This is a genomic window from Parasphingopyxis algicola, assembly GCF_013378075.1.
GTDB classification, from domain to species: Bacteria; Pseudomonadota; Alphaproteobacteria; order Sphingomonadales; family Sphingomonadaceae; genus Parasphingopyxis; species Parasphingopyxis algicola.
The window spans coordinates 2,155,054-2,177,500 of the sequence record NZ_CP051131.1 but is presented as its reverse complement, the minus strand read 5'-3'; the positions used below and the strand labels follow the sequence as shown (position 1 = coordinate 2,177,500).

At 61.6% G+C, this 22,447-nt stretch carries 16 protein-coding genes, 1 tRNA gene and 2 rRNA genes (1 of these 19 cut by a window edge); 14 read left to right on the top strand and 5 right to left on the bottom strand.

The features are described 5' to 3' along the window. From HFP57_RS10690 to HFP57_RS10670, 5 genes are all read left to right on the top strand, one after another. Positions 1 to 1,804: ribosomal RNA gene (locus HFP57_RS10690) — 23S ribosomal RNA — on the top strand (it extends 982 nt beyond the left edge of the window). A gap of 112 nt (positions 1,805 to 1,916) precedes the next feature. Next, positions 1,917 to 2,031, top strand: a 5S ribosomal RNA gene (gene rrf / locus HFP57_RS10685). A gap of 79 nt (positions 2,032 to 2,110) precedes the next feature. Next, positions 2,111 to 2,187 (top strand) — tRNA-Met (locus HFP57_RS10680). A 95-nt stretch (positions 2,188 to 2,282) separates the two neighbouring features. Continuing rightward, complete coding sequence (gene trhO, locus HFP57_RS10675) at positions 2,283 to 3,233, top strand: oxygen-dependent tRNA uridine(34) hydroxylase TrhO (protein WP_176869755.1); 951 nt, start codon at positions 2,283 to 2,285, stop codon at positions 3,231 to 3,233. Then, positions 3,226 to 3,885, top strand: coding sequence for a glutathione S-transferase (locus tag HFP57_RS10670; RefSeq protein WP_246263078.1), 660 nt, complete (start codon positions 3,226 to 3,228; stop codon positions 3,883 to 3,885). Before trhO ends, HFP57_RS10670 begins: the two co-directional genes overlap by 8 nt. A 23-nt stretch (positions 3,886 to 3,908) precedes the next feature. Here HFP57_RS10670 and HFP57_RS10665 read toward each other — a convergent pair whose 3' ends face one another. Continuing rightward, on the bottom strand, positions 3,909 to 4,583 hold the full coding sequence (locus tag HFP57_RS10665; RefSeq protein WP_176869753.1) for a PilZ domain-containing protein: 675 nt from the start codon (positions 4,581 to 4,583) through the stop codon (positions 3,909 to 3,911). A 289-nt stretch (positions 4,584 to 4,872) separates the two neighbouring features. On the opposite strand from HFP57_RS10665, the gene HFP57_RS10660 reads away from it, so the two are divergent. The 5 genes from HFP57_RS10660 (at position 4,873) to HFP57_RS10640 (ending at position 11,711) form a co-directional block, all read left to right on the top strand. After that, positions 4,873 to 6,054, top strand: a complete 1,182-nt coding sequence (locus tag HFP57_RS10660) for a CaiB/BaiF CoA transferase family protein (protein WP_176869752.1) — start codon at positions 4,873 to 4,875, stop codon at positions 6,052 to 6,054. Further along, positions 6,051 to 6,677: a maleylacetoacetate isomerase gene (gene maiA / locus HFP57_RS10655; RefSeq protein ID WP_246263070.1), complete on the top strand. Its 627-nt coding sequence runs from the start codon at positions 6,051 to 6,053 to the stop codon at positions 6,675 to 6,677. Before HFP57_RS10660 ends, maiA begins: the two co-directional genes overlap by 4 nt. A 34-nt stretch (positions 6,678 to 6,711) precedes the next feature. Beyond that, complete coding sequence (locus HFP57_RS10650; protein WP_176869751.1) at positions 6,712 to 8,766, top strand: TonB-dependent receptor; 2,055 nt, start codon at positions 6,712 to 6,714, stop codon at positions 8,764 to 8,766. An 88-nt stretch (positions 8,767 to 8,854) separates the two neighbouring features. Beyond that, the gene (locus tag HFP57_RS10645) at positions 8,855 to 10,393 is read left to right on the top strand and encodes an acyl-CoA synthetase (protein ID WP_176869750.1); all 1,539 of its coding nucleotides are present in this window, start codon (positions 8,855 to 8,857) and stop codon (positions 10,391 to 10,393) included. Between the two features lie 13 nt (positions 10,394 to 10,406). After that, the gene (locus HFP57_RS10640) at positions 10,407 to 11,711 is read left to right on the top strand and encodes a cytochrome P450 (RefSeq protein ID WP_176869749.1); all 1,305 of its coding nucleotides are present in this window, start codon (positions 10,407 to 10,409) and stop codon (positions 11,709 to 11,711) included. 59 nt (positions 11,712 to 11,770) lie between these two features. Here the strand turns inward: HFP57_RS10640 and HFP57_RS10635 are convergent, their stop codons facing one another. Together HFP57_RS10635 and HFP57_RS10630 are read right to left on the bottom strand one after the other, a co-directional pair. Continuing rightward, positions 11,771 to 12,556 carry an SDR family NAD(P)-dependent oxidoreductase gene (locus tag HFP57_RS10635; RefSeq protein WP_176869748.1) on the bottom strand — a complete coding sequence of 262 codons (786 nt, stop codon included), beginning with the start codon at positions 12,554 to 12,556 and terminating at the stop codon, positions 11,771 to 11,773. Positions 12,557 to 12,656: 100 nt separating this feature from the next. After that, positions 12,657 to 13,829 carry an acetyl-CoA C-acetyltransferase gene (locus HFP57_RS10630; RefSeq protein ID WP_176869747.1) on the bottom strand — a complete coding sequence of 391 codons (1,173 nt, stop codon included), beginning with the start codon at positions 13,827 to 13,829 and terminating at the stop codon, positions 12,657 to 12,659. A gap of 163 nt (positions 13,830 to 13,992) precedes the next feature. Between HFP57_RS10630 and HFP57_RS10625 the strand changes: the two genes are divergently transcribed. Both HFP57_RS10625 and HFP57_RS10620 read left to right on the top strand, forming a co-directional pair. Further along, entirely contained in the window at positions 13,993 to 15,135 is a 1,143-nt protein-coding gene (locus tag HFP57_RS10625) for an acyl-CoA dehydrogenase family protein (protein ID WP_176869746.1), read from the top strand. 1 nt (position 15,136) lies between these two features. Continuing rightward, positions 15,137 to 16,741, top strand: a complete 1,605-nt coding sequence (locus tag HFP57_RS10620) for a choline dehydrogenase (protein ID WP_176869745.1) — start codon at positions 15,137 to 15,139, stop codon at positions 16,739 to 16,741. Here HFP57_RS10620 and HFP57_RS10615 read toward each other — a convergent pair. Next, positions 16,738 to 16,944, bottom strand: coding sequence for a hypothetical protein (locus tag HFP57_RS10615; protein ID WP_176869744.1), 207 nt, complete (start codon positions 16,942 to 16,944; stop codon positions 16,738 to 16,740). The genes HFP57_RS10620 and HFP57_RS10615 overlap by 4 nt on opposite strands. Positions 16,945 to 17,051: 107 nt before the next feature. On the opposite strand from HFP57_RS10615, the gene HFP57_RS10610 reads away from it, so the two are divergent. Both HFP57_RS10610 and HFP57_RS10605 read left to right on the top strand, forming a co-directional pair. Then, on the top strand, positions 17,052 to 20,027 hold the full coding sequence (locus HFP57_RS10610; protein ID WP_246263068.1) for a TonB-dependent receptor: 2,976 nt from the start codon (positions 17,052 to 17,054) through the stop codon (positions 20,025 to 20,027). 135 nt (positions 20,028 to 20,162) lie between these two features. Further along, positions 20,163 to 21,335: a saccharopine dehydrogenase family protein gene (locus tag HFP57_RS10605; RefSeq protein ID WP_176869743.1), complete on the top strand. Its 1,173-nt coding sequence runs from the start codon at positions 20,163 to 20,165 to the stop codon at positions 21,333 to 21,335. A gap of 7 nt (positions 21,336 to 21,342) precedes the next feature. Here HFP57_RS10605 and HFP57_RS10600 read toward each other — a convergent pair whose 3' ends face one another. After that, positions 21,343 to 22,437 (bottom strand): CaiB/BaiF CoA transferase family protein, encoded by a 1,095-nt coding sequence (locus tag HFP57_RS10600; protein WP_176869742.1) that lies wholly within the window; start codon positions 22,435 to 22,437, stop codon positions 21,343 to 21,345. Positions 22,438 to 22,447 lie beyond the last annotated feature (10 nt).

Here is a 22,447-nt window from a genome sequence, read left to right as displayed (position 1 = left end):
AGGTCCGTGGTCGAAAGGGAAACAGCCCTAACCTACAGCTAAGGTCCCCAAATCATATCTAAGTGTGAAAGCATGTGGGAATCCCAAAACAACCAGGAGGTTGGCTTAGAAGCAGCCATCCTTTAAAGAAAGCGTAACAGCTCACTGGTCTAAATAAGGGTTCCTGCGGCGAAGATGTAACGGGGCTAAAGATATGTACCGAAGCTTAGGGTGTGGATTTATCCACGCGGTAGCGGAGCGTTCCGTAGGCGGTTGAAGCGATCTGGTAACGGGTCGTGGACGTATCGGAAGTGCGAATGCTGACATGAGTAGCGATAAAGAGGGTGAGATGCCCTCTCGCCGAAAGCCCAAGGGTTCCTGCTTAAAGCTAATCTGAGCAGGGTAAGCCGGCCCCTAAGACGAGCCCGAAGGGGGTAGTCGATGGGAACCACGTTAATATTCGTGGGCCTGGTGGGATGTGACGGATCGTGTAAGTTGTCTGTTCTTATTGGATTGAACAGGCCGCGAAGCGGTTCCAGGAAATAGCCCCACCATATAGACCGTACCCGAAACCGACACAGGTGGGCAGGTAGAGTATACCAAGGCGCTTGAGAGAATGGTGTTGAAGGAACTCGGCAAATTACCTCCGTAACTTCGGGAGAAGGAGGCCCTGCATGAAGGCAACTTTTTGTAGGGGGCACAAGCTGGGGGGTAGCGACTGTTTATCAAAAACACAGGGCTCTGCTAAGTCGGCTTCAAGACGACGTATAGGGTCTGACGCCTGCCCGGTGCCGGAAGGTTAAAAGGAGGAGTGCAAGCTCCGAATTGAAGCCCCGGTGAACGGCGGCCGTAACTATAACGGTCCTAAGGTAGCGAAATTCCTTGTCGGGTAAGTTCCGACCTGCACGAATGGCGTAACGACTTCCCCACTGTCTCCAACACCAACTCAGCGAAATTGAATTCTCCGTGAAGATGCGGAGTACCCGCGGTTAGACGGAAAGACCCCGTGCACCTTTACTGCAGCTTCAGAGTGGCATTAGAAAAGAATTGTGTAGAATAGGTGGGAGGCTTTGAAACTAGGGCGCCAGTCCTGGTGGAGCCAACCTGTGAAATACCACCCTATTGTTTTTTGATGTCTAACCTAGAACCGTGAAACCGGTTCAGGAACCCTCTGTGGCGGGTAGTTTGACTGGGGCGGTCGCCTCCTAAAGAGTAACGGAGGCGCGCGATGGTAGGCTCAGGACGGTTGGAAACCGTCTGCGAGAGTGCAATGGCATAAGCCTGCCTGACTGCGAGACCGACAGGTCGAGCAGAGACGAAAGTCGGTCATAGTGATCCGGTGGTCCCTCGTGGAAGGGCCATCGCTCAACGGATAAAAGGTACGCCGGGGATAACAGGCTGATAACCCCCAAGAGCTCATATCGACGGGGTTGTTTGGCACCTCGATGTCGGCTCATCACATCCTGGGGCTGGAGCAGGTCCCAAGGGTTTGGCTGTTCGCCAATTAAAGTGGTACGTGAGCTGGGTTCAGAACGTCGCGAGACAGTTTGGTCCCTATCTGCCGTGGGCGTCGATATTTGAGAGGAGTTGCCCCTAGTACGAGAGGACCGGGGTGAACATGCCTCTGGTGGACCTGTCATCGCGCCAGCGGTGCAGCAGGGTAGCTATGCATGGACGGGATAACCGCTGAAAGCATCTAAGCGGGAAGCCTCCCTCAAGATAAGATATCTTCGAGCCGTAGAAGACCACTACGTTAATAGGCCGGGTGTGGAAGCGCAGTAATGCGTGTAGCTTACCGGTACTAATAGCTCTTATTACACTTCGAGAGTCCCGCCATCAACGACAGTGCCGTGCATTGTCCGCGATCGAGTGGATGATCTTAGTCGCAGCCCATGACGGGTATCGATTTCTTCCCCTTTTCTACGCCGGCTCCATAGCTTGGTGGCTATGGCGTCAGTGACCCACCCGATCCCATCCCGAACTCGGCCGTGAAACCTGATTGCGCCGATGGTACTTCGTCTTAAGACGCGGAAGAGTAGGTCGCCGCCAGGCTTTGAAGCCGGCGTGGAAAAAAGGTCAGGGAAACCCATTTACGATTTCAAGGCTTTTTGGCCGCACCGGCCTCTGTTGGCGCGGGGTGGAGCAGCCCGGTAGCTCGTCAGGCTCATAACCTGAAGGTCGTTGGTTCAAATCCAACCCCCGCAACCAACCAGCCAGCAGCCGTCCTTTCCCGGACGGTTTTTTTGTGTCCGGTGCAGGAGTAGAACGATGCTCAAGGCACCTCGGCAGCGGCGATACGGACCATGACCACAACAAGACCGGACATCTGCGTTGCCGCACTCTATCGTTTCACGCAGCTCGACGATCTCGAAAAGGTGCGGGGCACGCTCCTCGAACAGTGCCGCGATGCCGGTACAAAGGGGACGATCCTCCTCGCTCCCGAGGGCATCAACGGCACCATCGCCGGTACGGACGAGGCCATCGTTGCGGTCCTCGCGCATATCCGCGCGCTGCCCGGCTGTGCGGATCTAGGGGTCAAGTTCGCGCGGGCCGCGGAGATGCCCTTCTATCGGATGAAAGTGCGGATCAAGCGCGAGATCGTGACGATGGGCGAGCCGGATATCGATCCCGTACGCGATGTCGGCGATTATGTAGCGCCCGAGGACTGGAATGTGCTGATTTCCGATCCCGACACGATCCTGATCGACACGCGCAACGATTATGAAGTGGCGGCCGGAACGTTCGAGAATGCGATCGATCCGAAAACGCCGAGCTTTCGCGATTTCCCCGCCTGGTTCCGCGAAAACCGGGAGGCGCTGCTGGACGGCAGGGAAAATCCGCGCATCGCAATGTTCTGCACGGGCGGGATCCGCTGCGAAAAGGCGACGGCGCTGCTCAAGGCCGAAGGGCTTGAAGAAGTTTTCCACCTGAAAGGCGGGATCCTCAAATATCTCGAAACCGTCGATCCGGCGGACAGCCGCTGGATCGGAGAGTGTTTCGTGTTCGACGAGCGCGTCACCATAACTCACGGGCTCGAGCGCGGCAGCCATGTGCTATGTCGGGCCTGCCGGATGCCTGTCAGCCCCGCCAAACAAGGCTCGCCGTTCTATGTCGAAGGGGTAAGCTGTCCGGCCTGTTATGACACCAGGACCGAGGAGCAGCGACGCGGTTATGCCGAACGCCAGCGCCAGAGCGAAATCGCCGCGGCCCGGGGCGAAGCGCATGTCGGCGCGGAATTGTCCAGCCGTGACTGACCTGCCGGTCCTCTACAGCTTTCGCCGCTGCCCCTATGCGATGCGCGCGCGCATGGCGCTGCTGGTTGCCGGACAGGACTGTATCCTTCGCGAGGTTCTGTTGCGGAACAAACCGGACGAGATGATCGCCGCCTCGTCCAAGGCGACGGTGCCGGTACTGGTCTTGCCCGATGGCGGGGTCATCGACGAAAGCCTCGATATCATGCGCTGGGTCTTGGAGATCCGCGATCCCGAAGATTGGCTGGAGACTGATGGCGATGCGGCGGAGGAGTTGGTTGCGGCCAATGACGGGCCGTTCAAGCATCATCTCGACCGGTACAAATATGCGACCCGGCATGACACCGATCCGGTCGAGCACCGGGACGCCGGCGCCGCGATATTGGCCGATCTCGATCAACGTCTCGAGAAGCGGTCGAATCTCCAGCGCGATCAGCGGTCTTTCGCCGATATCGCGCTCTTTCCCTTCGTCCGGCAGTTCGCCGGTACGGACCGTGCCTGGTTCGATGCGCAGCCCTGGCCGAACCTTCGGGCCTGGCTGGACCGCCATCTGGAGTCGGCGCTGTTCAAAACGGCGATGCTGCGGCTACAGCCATGGCAGCCCGGCGATGCCGAACGGCGGTTGCTGCATGACAGGGACGAGATCGTCGGCTAGCCGGCCGATCGGCCGGTTGGGGATCAATGGCCGGACGGGAGGTCGGCCGGCCCCGGCTCCATTTGCACGCTCTGGATACCCTGCTGGGCGGCCCAATAGGCGACCTGGTCCAGCGGCATCACGCGATTGAACGATATGCCGGCATATTGTCCGCCAACCCAGCGGACAACGCTTGCCCGGACCGGCAGACCTTCGATTTCGACAACGACATCGAGGCCGGGTTCGAGAAACATGCCGGATTCCACTTTCACGCCACCCTGGGAAATGTCGAACACCTGCAATTTTTCGCGGACATCGCCGATCATGACGCGCGCCATGCTGTCGATGTTCAGGCGCGGCGCGCGCGGCGCCATGCGACCGGTATGCGGTGCGAGTACTTCGTGCACGTCGATGTTTTCGTCAAACTCGATACCCGCGCGCCCTTCCTCGACCCAGCGCACGGTGCCGCGGACGATCGCGCCAGCCTTGAATTCGATCTGGACCGGCGTTCCCGTTTCGAGCGGGGCGAAAATTTCCGCCATGACACCGCGGGAGGAGATATTCCGGATAAGGCACAGTTCCTGCAGCGTGTCCGTCATGATCTTGCCGGCCTGCAACACGCTCATATAGCGCTGTCCCGCGCGACGGTCCGTCGATTGCGGGGGCGTCTTCGAAAGAGAGATCGTCGTAAACTCGGTGTGACCCGTCTCGCCCAGCATTGTGCATCCCCTGATGAATTCTCCTGCGCTCTAAACAACCGTATAGCAAAAAAGTTCCAATGAATCTCGATTTTATTTGCAAACTCACAATTTTATTTATCTTTTATTAATAATATTTAACTCTTTGTTAGTATTAACTTCATTTTTACGAATGAACGTCGGAAAAAGAAACGCGCGGCTATTTCTTCCTGCCAGTCGGAAAGGCTTGCGCGTCCGGCTCCGATCCGCCCTTTTTTGGGCATGGCGGATTGTTCGCCGCTCGGATATGCAGGCCCGAGAGGAGTTGCCCATGACCGATACCAAGCTGCTCGAGGGTATCCGTATCGTCGACATGACGAGCGTGATTTTCGGGCCCTATGCGACCCAGACGCTCGCGGATTGCGGCGCCGATGTCATCAAGGTCGAGCCGCCGACCGGCGATCAGTTCCGCTCGGCGGGAAAGCCGGCCAACAATCGCGGGATGGGTGCCTGCCACATGACTCTGAACCGCGGCAAGCGGTCGATCGCGCTGGACCTGAAGGACGAGGATGACAGGGCGGTCATGCGCGATCTGCTCGCCACGGCCGACGTCTTCATCCACAATGTTCGCGCGAAAGCGGTTGCGAGGCTCGGGTTCGACTATGAAACGGTCCGGGAGATCGCCCCCGATATCGTCTATGTCCATTGCACGGGTTTCGGATCCGACGGGCCCTATTCGCCGCTCCAGGCCTATGACGATGTGATTCAGGCGGCGAGCGGCATGACGTCGATGCTGCCGCGCGCCGACGATAATCCCGCGCCGCGCTTCGTGCCGGCTGCGATCGCGGACAAGGTATCGGGGCTCCATGCCGCCTATGCCGTGCTCGCCGCCATCATCCACCAGATTCGCACCGGCAAGGGCCAGTTCGTCGAAGTGCCGATGTTCGAAAGCTTTACCCATTTCTCGCTCGAAGAGCATCTGTACGGCGCGACTTTCGATCCGCCGGTCGAGAGCATCGTGTACAAGCGCCAGGCCGAACCGACGCGCCAGCCCTTTCCGACCGCCGACGGCCATGTCGCCATCGTTCCCTATACCGATGCCGATTGGGGCAAGCTCTTCACCGTGCTCGGCGAGCCCGATTTCGTCGATAACGAACCGTATGACACGCCGCTCGGCCGATTCCGCAACCAGCCGGGCATGTTCACGCGTATCGCCGAACTCACGCCTGCCAAAACCAGCGTGGAATGGACTGAGTTGCTCAACGAGGTCCGGATCCCCTGCATGCCGTGCCGCGATGTCGCGGACATTTTCGAGGACCCGCACCTCAAGGCCACGGGATTCTTCAAACGCCGCGAGCATCCGAGCGAGGGCGGCTATATCGAGATGCAGCCACCCGTGCGGTTCGGCGTGCGGCCCGATCCCGAGCTCGGACCGGCGCCGCTTCTGGACCAGCATGGCGACGAGATCCGCGAGGAACTCGCCAGGAGCAAGGCGGTGAGGCGCGTCTCGTGATCCGCCTCTACGACTATTACCGGTCCTCGGCGAGCTATCGCGTCCGCATAGCGCTCAACCTAAAGGGGCTCGACTATGAGCGCGTCGCGGTCAACCTGCTCGACAACAGCCAGAAGAGCGACGACTACCGCGCCCGGAACCCGCAGGGTTTCGTGCCGATGCTGGAGATTGACGGGGCGCAGCTCACCCAGTCCCTGAGCATCGTCAACTATCTCAACGGCGTCTATCCCGATCCGCCGCTGGCCCCGGCCGATCCGGTCACCGCTGCGCATGTCCGCTCGATGGCGCAGGTCGTGGCGAGCGACATCCATCCGCTCAACAATCTGCGGGTCCTCAACTATGTCACCAATGTAATGGGGCACGACAAGGAAACCCGCGCGCGCTGGTATGCGCATTGGGTGCATGAGGGGTTCGAAGCGCTCGAGCAGCTCGCGCTGCGCCATGGCGGCGCTTATCTGTCCGGCGACCTGCCAGGTCTCGCCGATCTCTGCCTCGTACCGCAAATGTATAATGCCCGGCGTTTCGACATCGCTCTGGACGATTATCCGACATTGGTCGATTATGATGCCAAGGCCAATGCGCTGGGCGCTTTCCAGGCAGCCCATCCGGATCAAATTGACTAGCGCCGCATCCGCTTTCCGTGTTTGAGTAAAATTCATGCGTCAACTGACAACCCTTCTCCTCGCCGCAACCGCCTCCCCTGCGCTCGCGCAGAGCGATCCGATCATCGTCACGGCGCGGGGGCTGGAGGACCCGGTCGGCGATGTCGCCTTCAATGTCGTGCCGGTCGATGTCGAGGATCTGGCGCGCGATCCGAGCGGCCGGCTGGAAAACATCTTGGCGCAGGTCGCCGGGTTCCAGCTTTTCCGCACCTCGGACTCGCGGTCCGCGAATCCGACGAGCCAGGGTGCGACGCTGCGCGGACTCGGCGGCAATGCGTCGAGCCGCGCGCTCCTGATCCTCGATGGCGTCCCGCAAAGCGATCCTTTCGGCGGCTGGATAAGCTGGCCGGCCTATGACGTGCAGAGCCTGGGGCGCGTCCGCGTCACGCGCGGCGGCGGCAGTGGCGTGTTCGGTCCCGGCGCGCTTGCCGGCACGATCGAGCTCGAAAGCCTGGCGACCGAGAATTTCCAGCCCGCCCGCGCCAGCCTTGCCTATGGCAGCCGGGACGCGATGGAGATGGGCTTCGGCGTGATGCTCCCGCCGGCCGAGAATTCGCTGCTCGATGTCTCCGTGCACTATGCCGAAGGAGACGGGTTCATACCGATCGTCGCGTCGCAGCGGGGCCCGATCGACGAGCCGGCCGATTACGAGCAATATGGTGGCGGCGTGCGCTTTTCCGCACCGATCGGCACCACGGAAATCCAGGTCGGCGGGCGCTTTTTCCAGGATGAGCGCAACCGCGGCTTTCCCTTCAGCGGCAACCGGACGCGCGGGATCGATGGCAGCGTCCGGTTGGTTGGCCGGGGCGACTGGCAGTGGGAGGCCCTGTTCTACTATCAGGACCGCTCGTTCCGCAGCAGTTTCGCGCGCGTCGACGCGCCCCGGACGAGCGCCGATCAGGTACTCGATCAGTTCAGCGTGCCCTCGACCGGTTTCGGCGGACGGTTCGAGATCCGTCCCGCGCTTCCCGGCGGCGCGGTCGAACTGCGCCTGGGCGGCGATTACCGCGAAACCGAGGGCCGCACCCGCGAGCGTTTCTTCTTCGTGGCCGGCGTTCCGACCCGCGAGCGCGAGGCCGGAGGCGTAACACGGACGGTGGGCGGTTTCGCCGAACTCACGGCGCGCGCGGCGCCCGGGCTGACACTCACCGGCAGCGGCCGGGTCGACCGCTGGTGGATCGAGAACGGCTTTTTCCGCCAAGGCGATCTGGGCGGGCCGCTCAACGACCAGACATTGTTCGCCGATCGCGGCGACTGGCGTTTCACCGGACGGGCCGGGATCGCCTGGCAGCCGGACAATCCGGTTACGATCCGCGCCGCGGGCTATACCGGCTGGCGGCTGCCGACGCTCAACGAGCTGTTCCGGCCGTTTCGCGTCGGGAGCGACGTGACCGGGGCGAATGCGGGGCTGCAGCCGGAAAGTCTCGATGGCGTGGAGATCGGTCTCGATTATGCGCCGGCGTCGATACTCGATCTCAGCGGCACGCTTTTCTACAATCGGCTCGAAGACGCGATCGCCAATGTCACGGTCGGCCAGGGCCCGGGCTTCTTTCCCGGCAGCGGTTTCGTCCCGGCGGGCGGCCTCGCGCGCCAGAGACAGAATCTCGACGCGATAGAAGCGGTCGGCATCGAGCTCGATGCACGGGCGCGCTTCGCCGAATGGAGTATCGCGCTGTCCTACGCGTTCACCGACGCCGAAGTGGAGGCCTCGGGCGCCGCGGTGGCGCTGAACGGCCTTCGGCCGGTCCAGGTGGCGCGGCACAACGGTTCGGCGACGCTTGCCTATACTCGCGAGATGGGCGGCGAAGCGGCAATCACCCTGCGCTATATCGGCGGCCGGTTCGAGGATGATCTGAACCAGCGGCCGCTCGACGACGCGTTCACGGTCGGCGCGCGCGCGCTGATTCCGCTCTATGGGCCGCTCAAGGCGGAACTCAGGGCCGAGAATATCTTCGATGCCCGCGTCGAGGCCGGCGTGTCGGGCGCCGGGCTGATCGAACGGGCCTCGCCGCAGACTTTCTGGGCGGGCCTGCGTTTCGCCTTTTTCTAAAGCGCGTTGGGAGAAGCAACCGCCTCTCGATTTCCGGTTTCCGTTCGCGTAAACCGATGCGCAAAGAAGAAGAATCGGAGAGGCCCCTATGCATCCCTATATCCACGCGCAATCGGATCCCGACAAACCGGCCGTCATCATGGGGGCGACCGGCGAAACGGTCAGCTATGCGGAGCTCGACAAGCGCTCGAACCAGATCGCGCATCTGTTTCGCAAGCTTGGTCTCGGCCATGGCGATCCAGTCGCGATCTGCATGGACAACCGGGCGCGCTTTTTCGATATCGCCTGGGCGGCGTTTCGCGCGGGCCAGATTTTCGTGCCGATCTCCTGCCGATTGACGGCACCGGAGATCGCTTACATTCTCGAGGATAGCGGCGCCAAGATGCTGATCGCGTCGGATTATCTTGGCGATCATCTGAACGAACTCGCCGATTTCGGGCCACCGCTCGAACGCTTCACCGTCGACCAACCGCGCGCCAGTTACGCGAGTCTGGACGAGGCCGTGGCCGAGCTGCCCGACACGCCGATCGACGATCAGCGCGCCGGCGTCGATATGCTCTATAGCTCGGGGACGACCGGGCGCCCCAAGGGCATCCGGCTGCCGCTGCCCGAAAATCCCGACATCGGCCAGGGCAATGCGCTGGTGATGCTGGCCAGCGGCGCGTTCGGCTTCAGCCCGGACAGCGTCTATCTTTCGCCGGCGCCGCTTTATCATGCGGCACCGCTCCGCTGGTGCCTGACCGTGCACAAGCTGGGCGGCACCGTGATCGTCATGGAGAAATTCGATCCGGAGAACGCGCTCGCGCTGATCGAGAAATACAAGGTCAATGTCAGCCAATGGGTGCCGACGCATTTCGTGCGGATGCTCAAGCTGCCGGACGAAGTGCGCGAGCGCTATGACGTGTCGTCGCTCGAATGCGCCGTGCATGCCGCGGCGCCGTGCCCGGTCCCGATCAAGGAACGGATGATCGAGTGGTGGGGTCCGGTGCTCAAGGAATATTATGCGGGCAGCGAGGGCAACGGCTTCACCTTCATCGACTCGGAAAACTGGCTTACCCACAAAGGTTCGGTCGGCACGGCGTTGCTCGGTACGATCCGGATCTGCGACGAGAATGGCGACGAGGTGCCGCCGCGCACTGAAGGCACCGTCTATTTCGAGGGCGGTTCGCCGTTCAAATATCATAACGATCCGGACAAGACCGCCGATGCGACCAACAAGCATGGCTGGACGACGCTCGGCGATGTCGGCTGGGTCGACGAGGACGGCTTTCTCTATCTGACCGACCGCAAGAGCTTTATGATCATCTCGGGCGGCGTGAACATCTATCCGCAGGAGATCGAGAATCTGCTCGTGACGCATGATAGGATCGCCGACGCCGCCGTTATCGGCGCCCCGGACGAGGATATGGGCGAACGCGTGGTGGCGATCGTCCAGCCGCTCGACATGGCCGATGCGACGCCGGAGTTCGGCGAGGAGCTGATCGCCTGGATGCGCCACCATCTCTCCGGCGTGAAAGTGCCCCGCCAGGTCGATTTTCTCGAAGAGCTGCCCCGCCATCCGACGGGCAAACTCTATAAACGGCTGTTGCGCGACGAATATTGGAAAGAGGCAAAGGCGGCCGGCTGATAGGAGGCGAAAGATGGCGACCATGACGGGTAAAGAGCTTCCCAAGCTGCCGGAGGATATCGCGCTGAAGGTGATCGCGCCGGAATCCTATGCCGAATGGGACGGCCTTCTCGATACCTTTGACTGGCTGCGGGAGAATATGCCGGTCGCGCGCATCGTTGCGGCCGACGACAGTTTCGATCCCTTCTGGCTGATCACGCGCTACGACGATGTCATGCGGATCAGCAAGGACAACAAGACCTTCCTCAACAATCCGCGCCCGGTCGTCCTCAGCACCAAGGAGGCGATCGAATTCTCGCTGAAAGCGACGGGCAGCAAGATGCTGGTCGATTCGCTCGTCGTCTTCGACGCGCCGATCCATCCCAAATATCGGCGGCTGACCCAGGACTGGTTCATGCCGAAAAATCTGCGCAAGCTCGAGGACGAGATTCGCGGGCTCGCCAGGCGCACCGTCGACAGGATGATCGAAAACGGGCCCGAGGGCGATTTCGTCACGCTCGTCTCCGCGCCCTATCCGCTCCACGTCGTGATGCAGATTCTCGGCGTGCCCAAGGAAGACGAGCCGAAGATGCTGTTCCTGACGCAGCAGATGTTCGGCGGACAGGACGAGGATCTCTCGGGCAGCGGCATGGCCGATATGACGCCCGAACAGATCACCCAGATCGTCGCCGGCGCGGTCAGTCAGTTCGAGGACTATTTCGCCAAGCTCGCGGCCGAGCGCCGGGCGAATCCGACCGACGATGTGGCGAGCGTCATCGCGAATGCGACGGTAGACGGCGCCCCCCTCAACGATCGCGACATGGCCGGCTATTACATCATCGTCGCTTCGGCCGGACATGACACGACCTCGGCCTCGACCGCCGGCGCCATGCTAGCCCTGGCGCAGGACCCGGACCAGTTCGCCCGGGTCAAGGCGGACCGGACGCTGCTGCCCGGCATCGTCGAGGAGGCGATCCGCTGGACTTCGCCCGTCCAGCATTTCATGCGCACGGCGGCCGAAGATGTCGAAATCGGCGGCCAGACGATTGCCAAGGACGATTGGCTGATGATCAACTATGTCGCCGCCAATCACGATCCGGCTCAGTTCGACGATCCGCGGACGTTCGACGCGGCGCGTTCGCCCAACCGTCATCTCGCCTTCGGCGCGGGCGCCCATCAATGCCTGGGGCTGCATCTCGCGCGGCTTGAAATGCGCATATTGTTCGATGAACTGCTCGACCGGATCGACAGCATCGAACTGGCCGGCGAGCCGAAGCGCGCCAGGTCCACTTTTGTCGGCGGGCTGAAGACGCTGCCGCTGCGCTACACGGCCGGCTGAGAACAAAAGAAAAGGCGGGTCGATGCCCGCCTTTTCCATATCCGACAGGGTCGAGGCGCTTATCTCGGCGCCATCCGGATCGCGCCGTCGAGGCGGACATCCTCGCCGTTGAAATAGTCATTCTCGATCATCGTGAGCGCGAGATGCGCGTATTCGTCCGGATTGCCGAGCCGTTTCGGGAAGGGCACCGACGCGGCCAGCGCATCGCGGACTTTCTGCGGCGCACCCATCAGCAGCGGCGTATCGAAAATGCCGGGCAGGATCGTGTTGATCCGGATATTCTCGCTCATCAGGTCGCGCGCGATTGGCAGGGTCATGCCGACCACGCCGGCTTTGGAGGCCGAATAGGCGACCTGGCCCATCTGACCGTCTTCGGCAGCGACTGACGCCGTGTTGACGATGGCGCCGCGATCGCCGCCCTCGGTCAGCGGGTCGAGCGTCATCATGCCGGCGGCCGATTTGGCGATGCAGCGGAAGGTGCCGACCAGGTTGATCTGGATGAGCCAGTTGAAGGCGTCGGCCGGGTAATGCTTGATCGACCCGTCTTCCTTGGAACGGCTGGCGGTCTTCATCGCCGCGCCGGTGCCGGCGCAGTTGACGAGGATACGTTCCTGGCCATGGGCTTCGCGCGCCTTGGCGAAGCCGGCATCGACGCTGTCGTCTTCGGTGACGTTGACCTGGCAGAAGGTGCCGCCGATTTCCTCGGCGACGGCATTGCCCTTTTCTTCCTGCAGATCGAACAGCGCGACCTTCACACCCTTGGATGCGAGCAGGCGCGCGGTCGCTGCGCCGAGGCCCGATGCGCCGCCGGTGACGACGGCCGAAATGGAGTCATTGAGTTCCATGATAATCCTCTTGTTCTGGGAGCGCTTCCGGGGCGCGACTTGAAAATGAAAACGCCCGCCTAGGATAGTCCCGGGCGGGCGTTATGGGAAATCGAAGCGTCTAGTTCATCCGCTCGATGATCGTGACATTGGCCTGGCCGCCGCCTTCGCACATCGTTTGCAGGCCATATTTGCCGTCGCGCCGTTCGAGGGCGTTCAGCAGCGTCGCCATCAGCTTGGTGCCCGAAGCGCCGAGCGGATGGCCGAGCGCGATCGCGCCACCATGGACGTTGATCCTGTCGCGATCGGCGCCCGTATGCTTGAGCCAGGCGAGGGGAACCGGAGCGAAGGCTTCGTTGACCTCGTAAAGATCGATATCGCCGATCTTGAGACCGGCGCGTTCGAGCGCCTTGTCGGTCGCGAAGAGCGGTTCTTCGAGCATGATGATCGGATCGCCGGCGGTGACCGTGACATTGTGGATCCGCGCACGCGGCGTCAGGCCGTGATCCTTGAGCGCCTGTTCGCTGACGATAAGGACCGCCGAGGCGCCGTCGCAGATCTGGCTGGCATTGGCAGCCGTGATGACGCCGCCTTCCTGGATCAGCTTGACCGAGGCGATACCTTCGAGCGTGGCATCGTGGCGAATGCCCTCGTCCGTCTTGTGGACTTCCTCGCCCTCCGGCGTTTCGACGGTCAGCGGCACAATCTCGTTTTCGAACGCCCGGTCCGCTTCGGCCTGCGATGCCTTCTGGTGGGACTCGAGGGAATATTGGTCGAGCTGTTCCTTCGAGAGATCATGCTTCTTTGCGACCATCTCCGCGCCCATGAACTGGCTGAACATGACCTTGGGATAGGCCTCTTCGAGCCGTGGGCTCTTATAATTGCCCATCCCCTCTTTCATGTAGAGCGTCGCGGTCGATCCCATCGGAACGCGCGTCATGCTCTCAATGCCGCTGGCGAGAACGATATCCTGGGTGCCGCTCATCACGGCTTGCGATGCAAACTGCATCGCCTGCTGCGAGGAACCGCACTGCCGGTCGATCGATACGGCCGGAATCGAATCGGGCAACTTGGAAGCCAGTACGGCGTTGCGGCCGACATCCATCGTCTGTTCGCCGCCCTGCATGACGCAGCCGGTGATGACGTCCTCGATGGCTGCCGGATCGAAATCGTTGCGATCGGCGATGGCGTCGAACACGGCCGCGCCGAGGTCGACCGGATGAACCCCGGCCAGCTTGCCGCCGCGGCGTCCGCCGGCGGTTCGCACTGCATCAACTATATAGGCGGCTGCCATCGTCATTCTCCTTGATTTCCATGAGTCGCGGTATCCCGCATTCGCTGTCCCTTGTGCATTAAGGTTGACGTTCGCGTCAACCTGCATATCACGGATAGCGACTGGTAATTTCATTAGCGATGGATTCTCGCGCGGAAGGCCGCCGGGACGAAAGGATATTTCAATGCTCCAGACCGCCAACCGCACCGCCTATGACGAAAGCCATGAGCTTTTCCGCGATCAGGTCCGTAAGTTTTTCGACAAGGAGCTGCATCCCAATCTCGACCGCTGGGAAAAGGAAGAGATCGTCGATCGCGATTTCTGGTCGGCTTGCGGCGAAGCCGGCCTGCTCTGCCCGACCATGCCGGAGGAATATGGCGGGCTGGGACTGGATTTCGGCTATAATGCCGTGATCGACGAAGAGCTGGCCTATGCCGGATCCTCGGCCGGTATCACGCTTCAGTCGGACATCACGGCGGATTACTTCCTCGCCTATGGTTCCGAGGAGCAAAAGCAGCAATGGATTCCCAAGCTGGTCTCCGGCGAGGCGGTTACCGCGATCGCGATGACCGAGCCGGGTACGGGTTCGGACCTGCAAAGCGTGAAGACGACGGCCAAGAAGGATGGCAATCATTACGTCATCAACGGGTCGAAAACCTATATCACGAACGGCCAGAATGCCGATGTCGTGATCGTCGTCGCCAAGACCGATCCGACCGAGGGCGCAAAAGGGGTCTCGCTGATCCTCGTCGAAGCCGATCGCGAAGGCTTTGCGCGCGGCCGCAATCTCGACAAGATCGGACAACATTCGGCGGACACGTCCGAGCTTTTCTTCAATGACGTCCGGGTGCCGATCACCAACTGTCTCGGCGAAGAGGGGCGGGGCTTCATCTATCTGATGAGCCAGCTGCCGCAGGAGCGGCTCAGCATCGCCATCGGCGCGCAGGCCGGTGCCCAGCGCGCCTTCGACGAAGCGGTCAACTTCACCAAGGATCGCAAGGCGTTCGGCCAGCGCGTCTTCGATTTCCAGAACACCCGTTTCACGCTTGCCGATCTTTCCGCCCAGCTCCAAGTCGGCTGGGCGCATATCGACTGGGCGCTGTCCAAACATCTGCGCGGCGAGCTGACGGCCGATGAGGGATCCGCCGCCAAACTCTGGCACACCGAGCTGCAGTGGCGCGCCTGCGATGCCGCGCTGCAGTTGCATGGCGGCGCCGGCTATATGAACGAATATCCGATCGCGCGCATGTGGCGCGACGCGCGTGTACAACGCATCTATGGCGGCACTTCCGAGATCATGAAGGAAGTGATCGGCCGGAGCATCTGACATGGCCGCCGAAACCACCGAATTCGATTATGTCATCGTCGGAGCCGGGAGCGCGGGATGCGTCATGGCCAACCGGCTCTCCGCCGACCCATCCGTTTCCGTTTGCCTAATCGAGGCGGGCAAGGAGGACACGAGCCTGCTCGTAAAAATGCCCGCCGGCGTCGGCGCGCTGCTCAAAAAGCCCAATCCGCAGAATTGGTTCTTCTGGACCGAACCGCAAAAGCATCTGAACAACCGCAAGCTCTACTGGCCGCGCGGCAAGGGCTGGGGTGGATCGTCGAGCATCAACGGCATGATCTATATTCGCGGCCATGCCCGCGATTATGACCAGTGGCGGCAGACGGGCCTTGCAGGCTGGGGCTATGACGATGTGCTGCCCTATTTCAAAAAGTCCGAACGCTATGACGAGGGCGATGACGAATATCATGGGCGCGAAGGGCCGCTGGGCGTCACCAACAGCCGGATGGAAGATGCCGTATACAGCCAGTTCGTCGAAGCGGGTGTTGCGGCCGGCTATCCGACGACCGACGATTTCAACGGCGACCAGCAGGAGGGGCTGGGCCCCTATCAGCGGACGATAGCCGATGGCGAGCGGTTCAGCGCGGCCCGCGCCTATCTCCATCCGATCGCCGGCAAGCGCGACAATCTCGCCATTCTGTCGACCGGCCTCGTCACAAAGATACTGGTCGAAGACAAGCGGGCGACGGGCGTCGAGGCCGTTTCCGGAAAGGGCAGGGAGAAACGGATTATCAAGGCGCGGCGCGAGATCATCGTCTGCGCCGGAACGGTCCAGTCTCCCCAGCTGTTGATGCTTTCCGGGATCGGCGATCCGGAAGATCTGAAGGCGCAGGGTATCGAGGTGACCCATGCATCGCCGCAGGTCGGCAAGAATCTGCAGGATCATCTCGATGTCGTTGTGGTGCACGAGATGACGCAGAAGCTGTCCGCCCATTCCAAGCAGGCGGGCCTCAAAAAACTGGTCGTGGCGCTCGATTTTCTCGCCCGGCGCAAGGGCGCAGGCACCGACAATTTCCTGCAGACGGGCGCGTTCCTGAAGTCCCGCGAAGGGCTGGACCGGCCCGATATCCAGCTGCACCTCGTCAACGCCATCATGATCGAACACGGGTTCCAGGAAGTGAAGAGGGACGGCTTTACCGTCCATGCCTGTCAGTTGCGGCCCGAGAGCCGCGGCGAGATCGGTCTCAAGTCCGCCGATCCGTTCGCGGCGCCGCGGATCGATCCCAATTATCTCGACAGCGACGAGGACAAGCGGGTGATGCGCCAGTCGGTGAAGATGATGCGCGCCATATGCCGCCAGGCCGCGCTCGATCCCCTGCGCGGGCCGGAACTGGTTCCGGGCGAGGACATCACGACCGATGACGATATCGATCGCCATATCCGGGAAGCCGCTGAAACCATCTATCATCCGGTCGGTACGGTCCGGATGGGTGCGGATAGCGACTCGCCGCTCGATGGTTCGCTGAAAATGCGCGGGATGGACGGTCTGCGCGTGATCGACGCTTCGGTCATGCCGACATTGATCGGCGGCAACACGAATGCTCCGGTGATCATGATTGCCGAAAAGATCGCCGCCGAGATGGGTTAACGCCAGCTTGACGTAAGGGAAATCGAGAGTTCGGCGGAAAGCCGGACTGTTGCAGGCTTGCACATGGCTTTGGATATGCGTTCCCTTAACGTCAATTGCAGTTGACGCAGATTCCGGCGCGGCTTAGCCTTCGAAAAAAATAAAATGTCGGAGAAGATGCCCTCGGGGCAAATAATGATGCGGCTGGCGGTCGATTCCGCCATCGTCGATATGCATCTCCCCAACGGCACACTTTCCGATCGTCCGGGATTGGCGAAAGCCGTGCCGAAATAAAGCCGGAAAACCGGCGGATAAATGGGGAGAGAATGCCGTGAAAAAGATTGAGTTGTTGATTGCGACTGCGCTCGGTGCGGGGATCGTGACGCCCGCGATGGCGCAGGCCGATGACGATAGCGCGCTTCAGGGTCTGGGATCAGCCAACGCGCCGATCATCGTGACCGCCCAGCGCCAGGCGCAGACGCTTCAGGAAGTGCCGATCGCGGTGTCTGCCTTCGATTCCGCAGCGCTGGAAAGCCAACAGATCGAAAATGTCAGCGATCTCCAGCTCTCTCTCCCGAACATCACCTTCTCGAAGGGTAACTTCACGGGATCCAGTCTCGCCATTCGCGGTGTGGGCAATCTGTGCGTCGGTTTCTCCTGCGATAGCGCGCTCGGCATTCACATCAACGGCATGCCGGTGCTCGCCACGCGCCTTTTCGAAACCGAATATTTCGATCTGGAGCGGATCGAGGTGCTGCGCGGTCCGCAGGGCACGCTGTACGGCCGCAACGCGACGAGCGGCGTGTTGAACACGATCACCGCGCGCCCCGACCTCAGCGGCTTTTCCGCCAGGGCGGAATTCGAATATGGCAATTTCAATGCGCTCCGGGCCGAGGGCATGGTCAACATACCGCTCGCCGATTGGGCGGGCATTCGTGTTGCCGGCACTTATGTGCAGCGGGACGGATATACGACCAACCTGTTCGACGGTTCGGATATCGATGACCGCGAACTCTACGCCATTCGCGGATCGCTGCGGATCGAGCCGGGCCCGGATACGACGATCGATATCATCGGCTATTATTTCGAGGAAGACGACAACCGCTCGCGTATCCAGAAGCAGCTTTGCGACCGCGATCCCACCGGCGTACTCGGCTGTCTGCCGACCCAGCTCCAGAACGAGCCGGTCAACGCCAATGCGACGCTCGCATCGATCTTCGCATCGGCCGAGGTATTGGCCGGCGCAGGCGGTGCGGCGTTTGCGCCGCTCGGCCTGACGAGCCTGTACGGACCGGACCAGTATGCCGGGGTTACGGTTCCGGCGGACGTGCGTACCGTGAATATCGATTTCACGCCGACCTATTTCGCAGACGAATGGTACGTCATGGGGCAGATCGACCATGACTTCGGCCCGGTGGCCATACAGCTTACCGGTGGCTGGCAGGAAACGTCGATTGACACGCGCAGCGATTACAATTTGACCGCTGCGCCGGTATTCGGTGCCCAGGCACGGAACGCGTTCGCGACCCTGGCCGCGCTTTCCGCTCCGGGGGCGTCGACAGCGCCCTTTTTCGCACCGGTTTTCAATGCACTGCTGCCCAATGGCGCCGCCGGCGTTGCCTGTACATCCGAGGCTGACCTCACTTATGCCGGCGTCTTCGGCGGCAACGCCTTTGGCTGCGCCAATCGCAGCATCGAGTTTGACCGGTCGACCAGCGATGCGCGCCAATATTCGATCGAGGCGATTTTGACGTCCGATTTGGACGGTGCGTTCAACTTCCTGATCGGCGGCATCTATTTCAACCATCGCAACCGCGGCGGCGACTATTTCGTAAACGCTTTCGGTCTCGACTATGCGGGCGGCGTGCTGGGCGCGCTCTCCAGTGCGGGCGCGGGCGGTTTGGCAGGTGTGAACTCGCTTGGCCCGACGATGTTCAACAGCGAAACCGAGCTGTTTACGCTCGAAAGCTACGGTTTGTTCGGCGAGATATATATCGACATCACCGACGATCTGCGGCTGACCGGCGGCATCCGCTATTCGAACGACGAAAAGTTCGTAAGGGCGCGTTCGCCGCTTTTCGTGGGGCTGGTGCCGATCGGTACGACCGACGTATTCGGCTTCATGAACGCGGGCGGCAATTTCGGGGAATTCGACTTCGATCCTAACATCGCCGGCGTACAACCCTATGCCGAAGAAAGCGCGTCTTTCGACGAGGTAACCGGCCGTATCGTGCTGGACTGGCAATGGTCGCCGGACAATCTTCTCTACGCCTCCTGGTCGCGCGGCTACAAGTCGGGCGGTATCAATCCGCCGATCAACCGGACCGAATTTCCGAGCGTGCCGATCACGTTCCAGCCGGAAATTCTCAATGCGTTCGAGATTGGGTCCAAGAACACGCTCGCCAATGGAGCTGTTCAACTCAACGGCGCGATCTTCTACTACGATTATCAGGATCTCCAGTTGAGCCGCATTCTGGCGCGCACCTCGGTGAACACCAATACCAGTGCGGAAGTCTGGGGCGTCGAGCTTGAGGCGGTCGTTTCTCCGGATCCCGCTTGGCTCTTCAACTTCACGGCCAGCTATCTCAACACGAGCGTCGGCGACCTCCAGATCATCGACACACGCGATCCGTCGGGCGGCCGTAACGATGTCGTGATCATCAAAAATCTCGATAACGCCTCGAACTGCGCCGTAATTCCCGATCAAATCGGCAATGCCGCTGGCGCGAATGCGCTCGTGAATACCATCAACGATATTTCGGACGGGAGCGATCCGAATGGTGCTCCGGACGGCATATTTGGCGGTTTGCAGCCGACAGTGCCCATTCCTGGTACAACTACCACGGGTGCATTCTCTTCGTGTGCTGCGCTGGCGAATGCAGCTGCGAGCGGAGCGTTCAACGCGCTCGGCACGTTCACTATTGCCGAAGGCTCCCCAGTCGACGTTACGGGCAACGAACTGCCACAGGCGCCGAACTGGAAATTTTCAATCGGCGGTCAGTATACCCATGAGTTCAATAACGGGATGAATGTCGTCCTCCGTGCCGATTATGCCTTCACCGGCGATCAATGGTCGCGGACGTTTAACCAGCCGATCGACAATATTCCGTCCTATGATATCGCTAATGCGCAGATCCAGCTGAACGGCGTCGACGACCGCTGGTTCGTCCGGGCGTTTGTTCAGAACATCTTCGATAATGACGCAATCACCGGCCAATATGTGACCGATCCGTCGTCGGGCTTGTTCACCAACATCTTCACTCTGGAACCCCGCCGCTACGGCCTTGCCGCCGGCATCCGCTTCTAGGCGCGGGGACTCATAGGAAATCGGGCGCTGCGTTTGACGCGGCGCCCTTTTTCGTGCGTTTAGACGTCAAACATGATTGCGACCTGACCATCCGTTCGCGGCCCTTTCCAGAGCCGCGTTTTTTGGAGAATTGCCATGACAGATACCCGCGAATTCGAAGTCATCATTTACGGCGCGACTGGTTATACCGGGCGGCTGGTGGCCGAATATCTGGTGCAGAATTATGCAGGAGACCTGCGCTGGGCGATGGCCGGGCGCAGTGCGGACAAGCTGGCCGCAGTACGTGATGAGATTGGCGCGCCCGCCGATACGCCGCTCGTCGTGGCGGATGCGGACGATACCCAATCCATCGCCGATATGGTCGCGCACACCCAATGTGTCGCGACGACCGTCGGCCCCTATCAACTCTATGGCGAGCCGCTGGTTGCGGCCTGCGCCGCCGCGGGGACCGATTATGTGGATCTGTGCGGCGAGCCTGCCTGGATGCGGCAGATGATCGATCGCTATGGCGATCAGGCGAAGGAGAGCGGGGCGCGCATCGTTTTTTCCTGCGGTTTCGATTCGATTCCCTTCGATCTCGGCGTCTGGTTCCTCCAGCAGGCGGCGAAAGAGGAGTTCGGCGAACCGTCCAAACGGATCAAGGGACGGGTCCGGGCGATGCAGGGCACATTTTCCGGCGGCACGGCAGCGAGCCTCAAGGCGACGATGGCGGCGGCGGCCAAGGATCCCGAGATCGTCAAGCTTCTGCTCAACCCCTTCTCGCTCACGCCGGGCTTCCAGGGCGCCGATCAGCCGCCCGGCAACACGGTCGATTATGAAGCCGATCTCGACAGCTGGGTCGCGCCGTTCATCATGGCCGCAATCAACACGCGCAATGTGCACCGGACGAACTTCCTGCTCGGGCACCCCTATGGCGAGGATTTCGTTTACGACGAGATGGTGCTGACCGGTCCCGGCGACAGCGGGGAAGCGGCCGCGAAAGCGGTGGCCGGCGACAATTCACTCGGTAGCGAGGATGGCCCCAAGCCCGGCGAAGGGCCGAGCAAGGAGGAACGCGAGGCGGGCTTTTACGATGTGCTGTTCGTCGCCGAAGGCGATGACGGACAACAGGTCACCGCGGGTGTGACCGGCGACAAGGATCCGGGATATGGCTCGACATCGAAGATGATCGCCGAAAGCGCGATCTGCCTCGTCCGCGACGTTCCGGATGCGCCGGGTGGGATATTGACGCCCGGTGCCGTGATGGCGGCGCCGTTGATCGAACGGCTGGAAGCCAATGCCGGACTGACCTTCAAGCGCGAGAGCTAGGTACGGCCTAGGCCCAGCGGCCGAGCGCATCCTCGACGGCAACCGTCCCGCTTGCCTTGCCGATGCGTGCCGGCGTTTCCGAAAAACGGGGCGCGGGCATCGGCTGCATGATGCCGCGATGTTCGGCGAAGGTCTGGCGCGCGGCGTTATGCGGATGCGCGGGCGCCTCGGCAATCGAGAGAACCGGCGCGACACAGGCGTCGCTGCCCTCGAAATGGGCGGCCCATTCGTCGCGCGTCCGGCTTGCGAATTTCGCGGCGAAGGCCTCGGCCATCTTCGGCCAGCCCGTCTTGTCCCCCTGCGGGAAATCTTCCGGGTCGAGTTCGAGTTTGGCGAGCAGCTCGGCGTAGAATTGCGGCTCGATCGCGCCGACGGCCATATGGCCGCCATCGGCCGTTTCGTAGCAGCGATACCAGGGCGTGCCGCCGTCGAGCAGATTGGCCTCGCGCTCCGCTTTCCACATGCCGCCCGCATGGAAGGCGTAGAACATGCTCATCAGGATCGCGGCCCCGTCGGTCATTGCCGCGTCGACGACCTGGCCCTTGCCGGTCTCCCGGGCTGACAGGATGCCAGCCAGCACGCCGGCGATCAGGAACATCGTGCCGCCGCCATAGTCGCCGACCAGGTTGAGCGGCGGCGGCGGCGGCGCGTCCTTCCGCCCGATCGAGCCCAGCGCCCCGGTGATGGCGATATAGCCGATATCGTGGCCGGCGCTCTGGGCGAGCGGGCCGTCCTGGCCCCAACCGGTCATCCGCCCATAGACCAGCCTGGCGTTGCGGGCATGGCAATGCTCGGGGCCGAGCCCCAGCCTTTCCATCACGCCCGGACGCTGACCCTCGAGCACGGCATCGGCCTTAGCGATAAGATCCATGGCCCGGTCGCGCTGCGCATCGTCCTTGAGGTTGAGCTCCACGGTCTGTCGCCCGCGTTGCAGCACGACATTGCCGGGCATGTCCGCCATCGCGGCGCTTCCCGGGCGGCCGATCCGGACGATGTCGGCGCCCATATCAGCCAGGATCATTCCCGCGAGCGGTACCGGACCGATCGCGTCGAATTCGACGATCCGGCATCCGGCCAACGGCCCCGTTTCTGCTGTGCTCAATGCATTGCTC